Source organism: Fulvivirga sp., assembly GCF_040220315.1.
In the GTDB taxonomy this organism is placed as follows: Bacteria; Bacteroidota; Bacteroidia; order Cytophagales; family Cyclobacteriaceae; genus Fulvivirga.
Genome location: NZ_JAVJUY010000189.1, coordinates 1 through 15,466, shown reverse-complemented (window position 1 = coordinate 15,466; position 15,466 = coordinate 1). Strand labels below are relative to the sequence as shown.

The window sequence follows — 15,466 nt, the reverse complement described above, 5'->3', positions numbered from 1 at the left end:
TATAATCCTGCATAGCCCAATAATGCTCCTAATAAAAGTCCACCAAAAACTTCCACAGCAAAAAGCTCAACCACCGTTAGTATTTCTACGTTTTCTACCCCTTTGGTGGCTATTGCCAATATGGTTAGGAATACAACTACGCCAACACCATCATTAAATAAAGATTCACCAGCAATTTGAGATTCTAAGTTTTTTGAGACTTTGGTCTTTTTAATCATTGCCAACACGGCAATAGGATCGGTTGGAGAAATTAAGGCACCAAAGAGCAGGCAATAGATGTAATCAAGGTTAATACCTATCAAAGGTATTATGTAGTAAATAGCTGTGCCCGCAACGAATGTTGATAATAAAACCCCAACTGTGGCCAGGATTAAAATAGGCCATTTCTCTTCGCCTAATTTTCTCAGATCTAGTTCTAGGGCACCTGCGAAAAGTAAAAAACTTAACATAACCTGAAAAAGAACTTCAGAAAAGTCGTATTCAGTCATCAGGCTGGAAGCCAAATTGTTTAGAGTTCTAAAAACATACTCACCTGTTATAATAAAAAGCGATAAGCCTAATGCCAAAAGCATTAACCCAATTGTTGATGGGAGCTTTAAATATTTCACATTTATTAATGTGAAAAAAGCAGCCATAATAATGAGTAAAGTAATAAAATCTAATACTTCCATTTTATCGTATATTATTTAAATATGAACTATAAACAAGATCATAAGTTAGAAAACTTACCCTGTAATTAAAAGAATATCAGTTAATTAAATATTTATAGAATGATTCTTAGCTTATCATTAGAGGACAGCACAAAAAATGATACATTTGATTAGTCAATTTTCGCATTCACAAGTGTTATATAATTGAAATGAACGAGTTTAGGAAACTTACAATCAAAGAGAAGGCACTTCAAATCAATCTACGAAGAGATATTTATGGCTCATTTGCAGAAATTGGTGCAGGGCAGGAAGTAGCGGCCAATTTTTTTAAGGCTGGTGGGGCTTCTGGTACCATCGCCAAAACTATGTCAGCTTATGATATGAGTTTTAGTGATGCCATTTATGGTCATAGCCCTAGATATGTTTGCCAGCCCAGGCTTATGCGCATGTTAGACCATGAATATGGCTTACTTCTGGAGCGATTAACCCATGAAGCTGATAAGACTACTTTTTTTGCTTTTGCAAATACCATGGAGGCGCTTAACTATGAGCGAACCAATAAACCACATGGATGGATGGGGTTGCGCTTTCAAACAAAACCCAACGGCCCTTTCAATGAATGTATTATTCATATTAAAATGCTCGATAATGATGCTTTATTACAGCAGCAAGCCGTGGGCATTGTAGGCGTTAATTTGATTTTCGGGTGCTTCTTTATTCAAGATCCTGAAGAATTACTGATTTCGCTTGTGGATGGGTTGGTTCATGGCAGAATAGGTATTGATATGTTTCAACTTAGTGGCCCCGATTTTGAGCACGTTGATAATCGATTGATGAGTCTTAAACTGGTGAAAAACGGACTCACCAGAGCAGCTATGTTTGGGCCGGATGGTAATGTGCTACAGCCTTCAGAAGCACTTTATAAAAAAAATGTTTTAGTGTTAAGAGGAAGGTTCAGGCCCGTCACTCATGTGAACGTGGATATGCTGCTAACAGCGAGAAGACATTTCAAAAAAGAAGAAGATGTAGATAAATCCAAAATACTTGTTCTTACAGAAATTACATTAAACGACTTGAGGACGGAAGGCGAAATTGACGATGAGGATTTCCTCGCGCGGGTAGATATTATTTGTGCGCTAGGTCAACATGTATTGATTTCTAACTATCAGGAATATTACAAATTAGTGGAGTACCTCTCTCAAATGACTCGTGGGAAGAAAATCGGTATTATATTAGGTGTGCATAATCTACAGCGCGTTTTTGATGAGAAATATTATCAAGATTTAAGAGGTGGTGTATTAGAAGCATTTGGCGCACTATTTGGGAATAATGTGACGCTCTTCGTTTATCCTGCCTTAAGAGCTGGTGGGGAGAAAGTGTATACATTAGATAATTTCGAACTACCTGAAAAGCAACGTAGTTTGTTCGATTTCCTGATCAAGAATAATAAGTTAGTGAACATTCAAGGTGCCAACATGGAAAACCTGCATATTATTTCTGATGAGGTTCTTGAAAGTATTAAAAGAGGAGAGGAAGGCTGGGAGGATAAAATACCGCGCCAGGTTGTTACCGCTATTAAAGAAAATTGTTTATTTGGATATCCTTGCCCGCCAGATAAAATGAATAAAAAAGTAAAATCAGAAAAATGAAGAACTGGATTCTGCAGCTTCTTCCATTAGCTGTTCTGATTTATCTTTACCCAGGTAATTATCTATTAAATAATGCGCGATATATAAAAGTGGAGTTAAGGCTAACGCTATTATAAATTTATAGATATAGTTAATTACGCCTACAGAACCCACCTGAGCAACACTCCATTGAGAAGATTCCGGAGCCAAAAGATAGAACGCAATAAAAAGCACAACAAAGCTATCTACTAATTGAGATACGAGGGTCGACCCTGTTGCTCTTAGCCATAAATATTTACTTCCGGTAACTTTCCTAAGCTTGTGAAAAACAAAAACATCCAATAATTGACCAACCAAGAATGCTACTAATGAACCAACAATAATTGCAGCGCCTTGTAAAAAGACTTTGTTAAAGGCAAAGTTCATATCAAAATCTTCACCAGTGGCTGTTTTATTATTAATATCCAACCAGAATTGAGCTGGTTCCAGCCATGTAACAATGTTTATGACCACAAAAGCAAATGAAATAAAAGCGACAGTGAGGTAGCTGATTTTCTTAACGCCTTCTTTACCAAAATATTCGTTAATGATGTCTGTGGTAACAAAAACAACAGGCCATAAAACCACTCCCGCAGTAAGATTAAAGTCCAACACCCAATCGCCAAAGAGTTGAAGCTGTGCAGGGTTAAATCCAAATGTTTTTTCAAGTGAGAATATTTTTGTGCCTACCAACTCCGCAATTAGGGCATTGGTGAGGAATATGCCTGAAAGAACAATGAAAAGGTTAGTTTTCTTATCGAGGGTATGTTTCATTTTTAATCTTCAACTTCAATCAACTGGCCTTCTTCTGATAACAACGAATTTTCAAATACTTCCCTGGCTTCCTCCACAAATGGCGTAACATCTTTATATCGTGCAGAATAATGACCAATTAACAGCTTGCCAACGTTGGCTGCCTTTGCAATTTTAGCGGCCTCGTGAGTTGTACTGTGGTAAGTGAGATGTGCCCATTTTTCTTTATCAGCAAGGAATGTAGCCTCATGGTAAAGTAGATCAGCATTTTTGATAAACGGTATCAGTTGTTCATCATACTTGGTATCAGAACAGTAAGCATAAGATCTTGATTTTCTTGGTGGCAGGGTGTATTCATTAACGCTGTATTTCTTGCCTGTTTTTTCATCAATATACTCTTTGCCCTGTTTTAGCGCAGCAATTGCCTGAAGTGGAAAATCATCCGTTAGCTTTTCTTTATTGATTCTAAATGGTTTTTGTTTTTCACTGAAAAGAAATCCACAACATGGAATTCTGTGTTTTAACGGGAAGCTATTAACCCTTATCTGCCCATCTTCAAAGATAAGCTCTTTGTTATTCGGATTTAATTCATGAAATACCAGGGTATAATTGAGTTTACTATCAGAATATCTAAGTTGTGCTAATATAATTTCATCTAATCCCCGCTGCCCATAAATGTGGAGATCTTGTGTGCGTTTAAGTAAATGCATGGTAAACAATAACCCCATTAATCCTAGGTAGTGGTCGCCATGTAAGTGACTGATGAATATATGATTAATTTTCCAGGTATGGGCTTTGTATTGGGTTAGGCGTTCCTGTGTTCCTTCACCACAGTCAATGAGAAAGTAATGTTTACCAGCGTGCAATAACTGCGCAGTATGATGCCTACCATAGGCAGGCGTTGCTGAATTACAACCTAATATTTTTAGTTCAAATGGCAATTAGTTTGTATCAAACTTCCTCTTCATCACCACCCAACTCGTTCTCAATTTCATTCATGAAAACAGCATCAATACCTTCTTCTACTGTTGGAAGTATGTTTAATACACTATCTAGCTGTGAAATTTTTATCAGCTTAGTGGTGTGGTCTGATAAACTTGCCAGTACGAAAATACCCCCATTTTCCTGAACCACGCGGTTTCCAACAAGTAGGGCACTGAGTCCAGATGAATCTGTATACTTCACTTCAGATAAATCAAGAATGATATTTTTTACACCTTCTGCATGAATAGTTATCAACTGAGACTTGAGACCTGGGGCAATACTTGAATCCAGCTTTTCTTCGTGCAGCTTTACTAAACTATATTTTTCTTGTTTGTCTATCGTATATTTCATTGTCTGATCGTTGTATTTACGCCTTAATTGCGCTTATAATATTATTTTTTATTCTTTCTTCTACGTTGAAATAATCTTGTTTGATGAATTTCTCGCCTGTTACTTTCTCGTAAAGTTCAAGATACCTATCTGAGATTGAATTTACAACAGATTCTGTCATTTCAGGAACCCGTTGGCCATCTTTTCCTTGAAATCCATTTGATATTAACCACTGACGAACAAACTCTTTCGAAAGTTGCTTTTGAGGCTCATTTCTTTTTTGCCGTTCCTCGTAACCTTCTGCATAAAAGTACCTCGATGAATCGGGCGTATGAATCTCATCAATTAAATAAATTGTTTCGTTTTTTTTGCCGAATTCGTATTTAGTATCTACGAGAATAAGGCCTTTTTCTTTTGCTAATGCTGTGCCTCGCTCAAATAGTGCAAAAGTGTATTTTTCCAGTTGCTCGTATTCTTCTCTTGAAACTAAACCCTGTTTTAATATCTCTTCTTTTGAAATGTCTTCATCATGCCCTTCATGCGCCTTGGTTGTAGGAGTGATAATTGGTTGTGGAAGTTTATCATTCTCTTTTAATCCTTCGGGTAGGCTTACGCCACACAACGTTCTTTTTCCACTGGAATATTCGCGCCAGGCGTGGCCGGCCAAGTAACCTCTAATAACCATTTCAACAGGATAGGTTTCGCATTGAATGCCTATGGCAACATTTGGGTCGGGGGTGCTTTCTAACCAATTGGGGCATATATCTTTTGTAGCGTTTAAGTTAGAAGCTGCAATTTGATTTAATACCTGGCCTTTGTAGGGTATGGCTTCAGGTAAAATAACATCAAATGCAGAAATTCTATCAGTAGCAACCATGGCCAACTTATCGTCAAAAAAGTAGATATCCCTGACTTTACCGCTATAAAAATTTGTCTGATTTGGAAATTGGAAGTTAGTATTCTTGAGTGCTTTCATAAGATGCTAGCAAATTTAACCTACATTTTAATAATTGAAATGTTAGTTGAATTTTTAATTACTTTCTCCCTCTTCAGGTTTTATGGTTCGTAGTAATTTTCCAGCTTGATAGACTTCGGTTTTAACCCAATTCCCTTCTTCATCATAATATTTCCATTCATTCACTACTTTGTTGCCGGCAAACTCACCTGATGTTATAACTGTGCCATTTTTAGCATACTTTGTAAATGCACCATGCTTAATGTCATTTCTAAATGGCGTTACACTTTCTAATTCACCAGATTCATAATACGTTTTGTAGTCCCCATATTTTACATCGTATTTAAAAGAGGTTTCTGTTTTGAGCTTACCGGATGTGTAGTATTCTTTTAAAATCCCATTCACTTTTCCGGTAGTGTAAGGCACCTCTTTCTTGATATTGCCCGTGCTGTCATAGTGCACCCATGTTTTTTCAGGTTGATCATTCAGGTATATCTCTTTCTTCAAAAGAACCTCTGATGGGCTAAAATACTTGGTAATTTGGTAGCCATCCTTATTTAACTCAATTAGCTTTTCTAACTTACCTGATGGATAATAATAGGAGTTTGTTCCAGTTAATTTTCCATTATCGTATGTAATTGAGTGCTTTGGCTTACCATCGGCATAGAATGCCTTATTCGGCCCATGAAGCACTCCGTTTAAATAGTTGCCTTCCAACAGAAGTTGGCCTAAAGAATCGTAATTTTTAAATACTCCTGATTTAGATCCTTCGATGAGCGAACTTTCTGTTTCAACCTGTCCATTGGAAAAATACGTGGTATAGTACCCATTAAGAATTCCATTCAAGTAATTGCCATCTGTTTGCAATTGGCCATTCGCATAATAAGTTTTAGTAACACCTGTTTGCTGACCATTCTTATAGGTGATCTCTCTTTTAATTTTTCCATTTTCATAGTATTCTTCGAGTAGTCCATCAGGCCGGTCATCCACGAAAAACCCTCTGCTTCTTAAGGAGCCGTCAGGAAAGTATATGTAGAGACTATCTGTTAGTTTATTATCAGCAAAGTTTGCTGTTTGTATTAATTGTCCCGACTCATCGTAAACTTTTACTGCACCTTCTTTAATGCCATCCTTAAAGTGAATGATGCGGTTAAGTTTTCCGTTATCGTAATATTCTTTGAATTCACCGTTTTTATAGCCATTTTGAAAATTACCTTCAGTGGCTAATTTCCCATTCGGGTGATACTTTTTGTATTCTCCTTCAAGGAAGTCTGGCTGGTTCTCTTTTGCATAATACACTTCTTTAATGATGCTTTCCTCGGGGTCGTAGTAGGTAACGACTTTTTGTTGTGCTACCAGACTTAAAGTGGTGCCCAATGTAAATAGGAGAGTAGTTAGATGAAGTTTAGCCATAGCTCAAAATTAAAATAGCCCTACGATAACGCAGGGCTATTTCCAATATTATTTTACTAGATTAATTATAGGTTTTCAATCACTATAGCTGAAGCGCCTCCGCCACCGTTACAGATGCCTGCAACGCCTATTTTAGCATTATTTTGTTTCAAGACACTTGTTAGCGTGGTCATAATTCTGGCACCTGAAGCTCCAAGCGGATGACCCAATGAAACAGAACCTCCGTTAACGTTTACCTTGCTGGCATCTAAACCAAGTTGCTTATTGTTAGCCAAGGCTACTACAGAGAAGGCTTCGTTAATTTCATAAAAATCTACTTCCTCTTTGCTAATACCTGCATGCTTCATTGCCTTTGGGATAGCCAAGGCCGGTGCTGTTGTAAACCAAATAGGCTCTTGTGCTGCATCGGCAAAACCTCTTATTTTTGCTATTGGAGTAAGGTTTAACTCTTTCAACTTCTCTTCACTCACAAGAATAATAGAAGAAGCACCATCATTAATTGTAGAAGCGTTCGCAGCAGTAACCGTACCTTCTTTTGAGAATACAGGCCTTAAACCCGGGATCTTTTCAAAGTTTACGTTCTTATATTCTTCATCTTCAGTGAACATAATTGGGTCACCTTTTCTTTGAGGAATTTCTACTGGAACTATTTCATCTTTGAATCTTCCAGCTTCCCAACTCGCGGCACTGCGTTTGTATGAATTGATAGCATATTCGTCCTGCTCTTCTCTTGAAATGTTCATCTCTTTGGCAGTATTATCTGCACAGTTACCCATTGGGAAACCATTGTAAACTTCCCAAAGACCATCGTGCATTAAACCATCGACTAACTGGCCGTTTCCGTACTTATAACCAAATCTCGCATTCGGCAAATAATAAGGTATGCTCGACATGTTTTCGAATCCACCCGTAACTACTACATCGTTAATTCCCAACATGATGGATTGTGCTCCAAGCATCACGGTTTTCATTCCTGAAGAGCATACTTTGTTTACAGTGGTGCATGGTACATTGTGGCCAATGCCCGCACCAATTGAAGCTTGTCTAGCAGGAGCCTGACCCAAGCCGGAGCTTACTACATTACCCACAAACACCTCATTCACATCTTTCGCATCGATACCTGCTTTTTCTAATGCACCTTTTACTGCTATTGAGCCTAATTTTGTTGCCGGAATGTTTGCTAAACTGCCTCCAAAGCTTCCTATTGGAGTTCGCACTGCTGATACTATATATACTTCTTTCATGGAATTTAAGTTAAATTAGAAATTACCTAACTGGCGTTAGGTTCGCAAATCTATGAAATAACAAATGAGATAAAAAGGTGGTTCACTACAATTCTACCAGTCGGGTTTGTCCGGGTCTTTTTTCTTCTTAGCCTTTCTTTTGTTTTGCTGATAGTATTGAATCTCATTGTTTTTCATAGCCTCCAGAATCATCTTAGCCTTTTCTTCTGAGATTTTCATTTCTTTTAGTTTTTCGGAGAATGAAGGGTCTTGATTAGCCTGCTTTTCATCTTCGGGGTTACCCTCTTTATCTTCTGGTTGTTGCTCTTTCTTTTGTTCTTCCTCTTTACCTTGCTCTTCTTTCTTTTCTTGTTCGCTTTTCTCTTCCTGATCTTTTTGTTCTCCGTCTTTATTCTTTTGATCTTGCTGTTGCTGATCTTCGTTTTGCTTGTCTTTGTTTTGTTCCTGATCCTTATTCTGCTGTTGATCTTTATTTTTCTGCTGATCCTTATTTTGATCCTCGTTCTGTTGATCTTTATTCTGATCTTGCTGCTTCTTCTGTTCATCCAGAATCTTTTTCAGCAACTCATAGTTATATCTCGATTCTTCGTTGGTAGGGTCGGCTTTCAGTGATTCTTTGAAATGACTCAAAGCTTCTTCAAATTTTTTGTTTTTATTATTGATTATCCCAAGCTGTTGGTGCGCCACTGTCCTTATAGATCGATCCAGACTGCCTAATACACTTGAGTAACTGTTAATGGCTTCTGTAGTATCATTTAACTTGTAATAAGTATTGGCAAGATTGATAGCAATGTTTTCATCTTTAACTCCCAACGAGTCAGTAAGCATTACATAATGATTTAAAGCTTCTTCATAATTACCTGCATTATAGGCTTTTTTGGCCCTGTTTTTCAATTCATTTACAGTAGCTATGTCGTTAAACCCCCCTATTAGTGTAATTGATAATATCGTTATAAGAACTGACTTCATATTTTAATAACTCTCACATTGGTGATTACATCTAATAATAGTAACACTAAAGCTGCTATTAAAAAGTAATAATATCTGTTGGCAGAAACATCTACTTGTTTGGTGTCTCTTAATTCGCCTTCAATGGTGTTTATTTTATTGATTAATCGATTTATATCATTATTAGTTTCATTGATTTCAAAATACTGCCCATCTGTGTTGTTGGCCAGATTTTTCAAAGATCTGGAATCGAGTTTTGTTACTACATCGTTACCATTTTTATCTTTCTTATATCCGTTTCTTGTGAGTATTTTACTTCCTCTCTCAGTACCAACTCCTAAGGTAAACAACTTAATATCCTGATCGGCTATTTCGGAAGCTATATCATCAGTACTTTCACCAAAATCTTCTCCATCGCTTATTAATAATATAATTTTAGATTTTTGTGAAGTAAGAGGAGACTCATCTTCATTAAGCTTTTCTAATGCCATTCTAAGAGGTGGGCCAAAATCTGTACCGGCATTGGGTACCAAATTGGTATGTAAGGTCTCAACGAATAAGTTAAGGGCATTTTGGTCATAGGTAAGTGGTGATTGCATAAAGGCTTCGGAGGAAAAAATGATGATGCCCAAACGATCTGAAGTAAATGCATCTATAATATTTTTTAACTCAAATTTTAATTTCTCCAGTCGGGTTGGTTGAATATCTGAGGCATTCATGGATTGTGATAAATCCACCAGTAGAAAAATGTCTTTTCCTACAGACTTAACTTCTCGTTTGGATTCTCCAAATGAAGGCCCTAACAAAGAAACTATGAGCAGAGCAAAAATGGCAAACCTTACAACGGTTTTTATGAATACTTTGTTGAAGCCAACACCCAATTTATTGGAGGTGTTCATCACCCTGAGAATATAGGCTAGGTATAGAACGCAGAAAATGGCGATGATTGCTAATTCAGTAGTTGAAATTGTGTATAACCAATTCATACGTTCTATTTCTTTTTGGAACAGCGCAAATATATAAAAGGCCAATTTTTAGCCAAATACCGCTAGTCATAAATAACGTTAAAAGGGTTCGAAAATTCCCTGATATTTAATTTTAATTGTACTTGGAATACTTATCAATGTTCGTTTATATTTGCACTCTCAATTTTGAGACGGTCAGAAAAAAGTTTCTGATTTAACGTTTCGGAGAGGTGGGTGAGTGGCTGAAACCAACAGTTTGCTAAACTGTCGTACCTTTTAACGGGTACCGGGGGTTCGAATCCCCCTCTCTCCGCAGAAGACTTTTCGGTTCCGTAGCTCAACTGGATAGAGCAACTGCCTTCTAAGCAGTAGGTTCGGGGTTCGAGTCCCTGCGGGATCACAACAGTAAGTTCGGGGCGTAGCGCAGTCCGGTTAGCGTACCTGGTTTGGGACCAGGGGGTCGCAGGTTCGAATCCTGCCGCCCCGACATAATAAAAGCCTGAGTAGAAATACTCGGGCTTTGTTATGTATGGATGATTCTTGAATCATCCATACATAACTATAGATGAATGTCAATGAAACAAAGAAAATCGATCCGCCTTCCTTTCTACGATTACTCTTGGCCTGGACAATATTTTATCACAATAATTACAAAATTCAGAGAGGAACATTTTGGATTACCCCATCGATCAACTACTCAGGAAAAGGCTTTAAGAGATATTGTTGAAAATGCATGGCAAGACATATTTGATGGCAATTGTCAAAGTTTATCGCATGTACTTATGCCCAACCATTTACATGGGATTATAGAAATCAATAATCAAGAAAATGAAAGGGTAATTGATCATTTGGACATAAAACAAAGAAGGCAAATGAAGCTTTCTAAACTTGTCGGAAAATTTAAAATGACATCTTCTAAGGCCATCAATGATTATTTTGAACAACAAGAAGGAATACGGCCATTTAAATGGCAGCCGAATTATTTTGAGAGAGTGGTGAGAAATGACCATGAGCTACGTAATATCATTAGATACATTGAAGATAATCCCTTGAAGTGGGAAGCTGATCTGTTGAATAAAGAGCACTCGATTAAAGGAGATGATTCTATAAAACGTTTTATGAACAGTTTCAGCATCAGTAAGGATGATTCATGAATCATCCTTACTGATCATCCTTACAAAAGCTTATCTATCATCATGACTGATGATGACCCTTTCTCGATAAATTTTGGAATCACTCATGATCTGGATATGATACATGCCAGATGCATAATCTCTTGTGTCTATACTAAGTTCTGTTTGAGAAATATTTCTATCAAGAACCATCTTACCGAAATTGTCATATACTCTAAGAGTTGTGCCTACAAGGTCTTCACTAACCTGCAAATTCAATTGTGTATTAGCAGGGTTAGGGTAGAGGTTAAAACTTGTTAAGCCAAGGTCATTAGAAATGCTTGTTATAGTTCCTGGATCTGGTAAATCGATAATTTCAGCTTGATAAATTTCTTTTGTTTCTTCATCCTGTACAAATACTACAGCTACTAGATTATTGGGATCAACAACGTTTGTTGGACTCCATGATGGAAATTGAACTATAAAAGATTGATTCTGATCAATATCAACAGTTGCATATCTATAGCCAGCCGCGTTGGGTAATAATTTTCTAAGCACATTGTTAACTCCTTCAACAGACTCTTCTAGAATTGCTGCCATTACAGAAATATTTTCACCTTCTAGAGGCAGTATTCTTGGAGTTAACTCAGCTTCTATATTGAAGGAACCATTTTCTGCAATTGTATTAATATTTATACCAAAATTAGCCAAAGACAATGTTCTTAACTCGAAGGAATTCTCTCCCCAGCTAGAAAAAACATCATTTTGATAAATATTCCCATCAATTATTGCTCTAGGTATAGCATCAATATCATAATAAAGAGCCCTTGCACTAGGGTCTACTGGATTGGCGTTATTAAGCGAATTAGTTGATGGAAAATCTGTATGATAATTAATAACAATTAACTCAGTTTGGTTATCATCTGTAGTTAAATTATTTAAAAATTGTGCCTCATTTCCAATTGTACTTTGCGGACCATTAATATTGGTAAAGTTTTCTACTAGCACGGTTCTGGTTCTTTGTCCAATAAAGAAGTTATCAAAAGCCAATCCATCAGATTCATGAACATTATCATTTAACCCGGATTTGAATGAAACTCTAAATTGTACCCTTGGAGTGCTGGCAATAGAAGATAAGGTATTCCTTGAATTTTTCCAATCTGATTCTTCTTCAGACCAACCCACGTTAGTTGAATTTATAAGACCCGCAGCATTAGCGATATCTCGTTGATCATACCAATTTATTCCAGATTCCAGATCACCAATCAATTGCCAGCTACTTTCATTAGCTGAAGCAGTTCCAAAACCAGTTAAGGAGTACTCAATTACGGCTCCATCATTTTGATTAATATTATCAAATATATCTAAGGTAATAAGCGGCCTATCTAAATCTGATAAGTCGAAAATAGGACTGTAGACAAAAGATTCTTGATTTTGATTGTATGTCCCATTTCCTGTTACCCAAAATGAATTTCCACCATTACTTGGAGATGGAAAATTAATAACATCACCACCCACATTGTTAATTTCCCATGAATTATTGACTCCCCACGTTACCCAACCGTCACTGTCGTCTTCAAATAGTGCTGTATAATTGGTGCCATCTTCAAGTGTTACACGAGGAACAATGAATAATGAATCGGTTACTGTAGTTGCGCAATTAATATTGGAAGTCAGTGTTAGTGCAACTTCTTTGATTCCTAGATTATTAAATCGGTAGTTAAGAATGAAATTTGAAGTTGTAACAGTGTTTAATGGAGTTCCATCTCTTTCATTGAAAGACCAATCAACTGATGATATACTTTCAGATCCACTAATACCTAAGTTACTTTGATCTATTTCAAAAACTGTTGGTTCGCCTAAACCTATATCACTATAAGTAAATTGAGGTGTGGGGTTATTTCCAATCTCTAATGTTTTTTCTGACGGCAATGAAGTACATCCAATATCTGTGCTTACTATTAATTCTACTCCATACGAACCTGCATCTCTATATTTATGTGTAGCCATTTCAGTATTTGCTACATTCGGATTTATACCTGTAGCATTATCAGAATCATCAAAATTCCAACTCCAATTACTAATTATGCCGTTGGCAATAGTTGATGTGCTATTGAATATAACTGAATCCAAACTTAAACCTTCTTCAAACACACATCCTTTAATTCCTAATGGGTTCACATTGCCTGCAGCATCAACCACATTAAAATTAGCAACTGGTTTCGAATTGATTGTTATGAGCAAAGTGTCTGTATTTACACAAGTTGTTGAATTATTAGTTAGGGTATATCTAAAAATATACTCTCCTGCACCTACAAGGTCGTGAAGATCTTGAGCATCAATAGTTGCTGCACCAGACCCATTGTCATTCAAGCTGCCCATATCATCTCTTAAAATAAAACCTGGAGGCATTATAGAAGTTGAATATTGAACCATTTCAATGGCCTCTGTACGATTAGAAATATTATCACGATCAATGCTAGATGCAAGTGAAATTTCAACATCATCTTCGCAAAAATCTATTGTATTTCCTGAGAATAGACTATTTGTTTGAACAAAAAAGTTACTTATATCTGAAGGTTCTGATATATCCACAATTTTAAAAAGTTCGATAATCTCAGCGCTATTGAATATACTTCTAAACCTGCCTGTTAATCTTAGAGATACTGTATTTTGATCTACAAATCGACCAGCCTCTGTAATTTTAAAAATATAGTCACCAGATACAGGGTCAAATTCTAAGACTTCCTGAACATTTAAAGGATCGAAATAGGCTGGTATATCACCATCATTTAAGTCAATTGGGTCAACACTGACAAATAATGTATCCATTATAAAATCTGGTTGTTCATTTTTGCCAATAATTTCAAATGTACTGTCATCATTAATATCATAGGCTAATGTTGGATCAATACAATATTTTTGATCTACGCCAACAATTGAACTTGCTGCATCAAAAACAGTTATTGTTCTAAAACCCTGCGCATTACATCCAATAATATCTTCATGGTTTATAGTGATAGTGTGGGATGTAATATTAACGATGCCAGGGTTAAAGAAATAGTTATTATTCTGTTGGTACACTCCATCACCTGAGAAAGTATTAGTACCCCCCAACAAGGACGCATCAGGAATCAATAATATAGGGTCCTCTTCGTTTCCTACAGATGATTCGTCAGGTTGAAAACTAAAAGTTGCTGTTACGAATGAATTGTAACTTGTAAGATTAACATAAATGTCGCTATCAGTATTAGGGAAAATCGTACTTGATGATACGTTTTTAACTCTACCGGTTGCATTACCGTTAACTGTAAAGAATTTTATACCTTCAATTAATAAGTAATCTCTTTGTCCATCAGAACCTGTAATATCTACTGTTAGTTGAAGTACCTTATCATTTACAAAATTGTAGGTGAGGTTTGAGAAAGATGAAGTCGAGCTAGCCGATAATACTGGCACACTGAAATCATCGAAGGAGATATTATATTTATTTCCGGTTGATGGATTAATATCAGCATCGATTATGAGTAATAAAGTTACACCGGATTGATTATTAGGCAGCTCGTTATCTGCCTCTTCTTTTAATAAAATTGGAGCTAGGAGTGGTTGCGAACTACCAACACAAACAGCTGTCTCAGAGGTTATTACAGAAACCCCTGTATTTATACCATCCGATATGGGTGAGAGTGATTCTTCCAGCAAATATCCTTTGCCACCAACGCCTGTTACCTCTGTCTGAGGTTGTCTATTGCCAAACAAATCCTCAGCAATTAAATAAAGATCATAGTCTTCCGAATCATCAAGATCATAAATAATCTTTGTAATGTTTTGAAATGGTATATTATATTGGATTTGACCATATTGAACTAAGCCAGGTTCACTTCCATCAATATCAAATAAGTCACCGATTGAAGCAAGATCAGTATTCTCCTCCACTAAGAGCCAGTTAATAGTTGATCTTTCATTTAATTGAACTTGAAATGCGAAACTTTCATCATCTAAGAGGTCTATTGTTATGTTAGTAGAAACCCAGTCAGGTTCAGTCAGGTCACGACTTCTAAAGTTCCAGGTAACATTATCATTTATCCCTCCAAAAAAGTTATTGGATCCGTCTACTATACCTGTTCCTGCACCCGCATCTCCTGGAGCAATGGTTATATAATAATCAGTTTCAGGCTGCAGTGCCTCTTGAATCATTGGAGTCAATGGGTCTCCATCATCATCAATTAAATATTGGAAAGTTAGTATACTCGAATTATTACCAGAAATTAGCGTAAGCTGTATGGGGTCTTCCCCAGGAAGAGGACTTTGTTTGTGAAGTGTAATTACTCCATCTAATGAAATAACATCTTCATCAAATACTAAAACGAAATCAGTTAAAACATCTACACTTATTGAGTTGTCTTGCGGTATCAGATTTCCAAATTCAATTTCTGGACGTTTTC

12 protein-coding genes and 3 tRNA genes are annotated in these 15,466 nt (G+C 36.6%); 5 read left to right on the top strand and 10 right to left on the bottom strand.

Annotation, left to right across the window (positions count from 1 at the left end; genetic code table 11):
* Positions 1-671 (bottom strand): cation:proton antiporter domain-containing protein (locus RLO81_RS09125; protein ID WP_350110372.1); only part of this gene is annotated, 671 nt, incomplete at its 3' end.
* A 188-nt stretch (positions 672-859) separates the two neighbouring features.
* On the opposite strand from RLO81_RS09125, the gene RLO81_RS09120 reads away from it, so the two are divergent.
* A complete protein-coding gene (locus tag RLO81_RS09120; RefSeq protein ID WP_350110371.1) occupies positions 860-2,299 on the top strand; it encodes a TonB-dependent receptor in 1,440 nt (479 codons plus the stop codon).
* On the opposite strand, the gene RLO81_RS09115 is transcribed toward RLO81_RS09120, so the two are convergent.
* From RLO81_RS09115 to RLO81_RS09080, 8 genes are all read right to left on the bottom strand, one after another.
* A complete protein-coding gene (locus RLO81_RS09115; RefSeq protein ID WP_350110369.1) occupies positions 2,288-3,091 on the bottom strand; it encodes a queuosine precursor transporter in 804 nt (267 codons plus the stop codon). The two genes, RLO81_RS09120 and RLO81_RS09115, sit on opposite strands and share 12 nt — an antisense overlap.
* 2 nt (positions 3,092-3,093) lie before the next feature.
* On the bottom strand, positions 3,094-4,011 hold the full coding sequence (locus RLO81_RS09110; RefSeq protein ID WP_350110368.1) for a ribonuclease Z: 918 nt from the start codon (positions 4,009-4,011) through the stop codon (positions 3,094-3,096).
* Between the two features lie 10 nt (positions 4,012-4,021).
* The gene (locus tag RLO81_RS09105; protein WP_350110365.1) at positions 4,022-4,405 is read right to left on the bottom strand and encodes an STAS domain-containing protein; all 384 of its coding nucleotides are present in this window, start codon (positions 4,403-4,405) and stop codon (positions 4,022-4,024) included.
* Positions 4,406-4,421: 16 nt separating this feature from the next.
* The gene (locus RLO81_RS09100) at positions 4,422-5,360 is read right to left on the bottom strand and encodes a phosphoribosylaminoimidazolesuccinocarboxamide synthase (protein ID WP_350110362.1); all 939 of its coding nucleotides are present in this window, start codon (positions 5,358-5,360) and stop codon (positions 4,422-4,424) included.
* Positions 5,361-5,414: 54 nt separating this feature from the next.
* The gene (locus RLO81_RS09095) at positions 5,415-6,752 is read right to left on the bottom strand and encodes a toxin-antitoxin system YwqK family antitoxin (protein WP_350110359.1); all 1,338 of its coding nucleotides are present in this window, start codon (positions 6,750-6,752) and stop codon (positions 5,415-5,417) included.
* A 65-nt stretch (positions 6,753-6,817) separates the two neighbouring features.
* On the bottom strand, positions 6,818-7,996 hold the full coding sequence (locus RLO81_RS09090; RefSeq protein ID WP_350110356.1) for an acetyl-CoA C-acyltransferase: 1,179 nt from the start codon (positions 7,994-7,996) through the stop codon (positions 6,818-6,820).
* 93 nt (positions 7,997-8,089) lie between these two features.
* A complete protein-coding gene (locus RLO81_RS09085; protein WP_350110353.1) occupies positions 8,090-8,965 on the bottom strand; it encodes a hypothetical protein in 876 nt (291 codons plus the stop codon).
* The gene (locus RLO81_RS09080) at positions 8,962-9,930 is read right to left on the bottom strand and encodes a vWA domain-containing protein (protein ID WP_350110350.1); all 969 of its coding nucleotides are present in this window, start codon (positions 9,928-9,930) and stop codon (positions 8,962-8,964) included. Before RLO81_RS09080 ends, RLO81_RS09085 begins: the two co-directional genes overlap by 4 nt.
* 203 nt (positions 9,931-10,133) lie before the next feature.
* Here RLO81_RS09080 and RLO81_RS09075 point away from each other — a divergent pair.
* From RLO81_RS09075 to RLO81_RS09060, 4 genes are all read left to right on the top strand, one after another.
* A tRNA-Ser gene (locus tag RLO81_RS09075) sits at positions 10,134-10,222 on the top strand.
* A 13-nt stretch (positions 10,223-10,235) separates the two neighbouring features.
* Positions 10,236-10,309, top strand: a tRNA-Arg gene (locus RLO81_RS09070).
* A gap of 12 nt (positions 10,310-10,321) precedes the next feature.
* A tRNA-Pro gene (locus tag RLO81_RS09065) sits at positions 10,322-10,396 on the top strand.
* A gap of 88 nt (positions 10,397-10,484) precedes the next feature.
* A complete protein-coding gene (locus tag RLO81_RS09060) occupies positions 10,485-11,063 on the top strand; it encodes a transposase (protein ID WP_350110347.1) in 579 nt (192 codons plus the stop codon).
* Positions 11,064-11,093: 30 nt separating this feature from the next.
* On the opposite strand, the gene RLO81_RS09055 is transcribed toward RLO81_RS09060, so the two are convergent.
* Positions 11,094-15,466 (bottom strand): T9SS type A sorting domain-containing protein (locus RLO81_RS09055; RefSeq protein WP_350110344.1); only part of this gene is annotated, 4,373 nt, incomplete at its 5' end.

What these genes read in the sequence shown, in the direction of transcription:
- RLO81_RS09060 (WP_350110347.1), top strand. Translation starts at nt 10,485, where the DNA reads ATGAAACAAAGAAAATCGATCCGCCTTCCTTTCTACGATTACTCTTGG.
- RLO81_RS09115 (WP_350110369.1), bottom strand. Translation starts at nt 3,091, where the DNA reads ATGAAACATACCCTCGATAAGAAAACTAACCTTTTCATTGTTCTTTCA.
- RLO81_RS09085 (WP_350110353.1), bottom strand. Translation starts at nt 8,965, where the DNA reads ATGAAGTCAGTTCTTATAACGATATTATCAATTACACTAATAGGGGGG.
- RLO81_RS09090 (WP_350110356.1), bottom strand. Translation starts at nt 7,996, where the DNA reads ATGAAAGAAGTATATATAGTATCAGCAGTGCGAACTCCAATAGGAAGC.
- RLO81_RS09095 (WP_350110359.1), bottom strand. Translation starts at nt 6,752, where the DNA reads ATGGCTAAACTTCATCTAACTACTCTCCTATTTACATTGGGCACCACT.
- RLO81_RS09100 (WP_350110362.1), bottom strand. Translation starts at nt 5,360, where the DNA reads ATGAAAGCACTCAAGAATACTAACTTCCAATTTCCAAATCAGACAAAT.
- RLO81_RS09105 (WP_350110365.1), bottom strand. Translation starts at nt 4,405, where the DNA reads ATGAAATATACGATAGACAAACAAGAAAAATATAGTTTAGTAAAGCTG.
- RLO81_RS09080 (WP_350110350.1), bottom strand. Translation starts at nt 9,930, where the DNA reads ATGAATTGGTTATACACAATTTCAACTACTGAATTAGCAATCATCGCC.
- RLO81_RS09120 (WP_350110371.1), top strand. Translation starts at nt 860, where the DNA reads ATGAACGAGTTTAGGAAACTTACAATCAAAGAGAAGGCACTTCAAATC.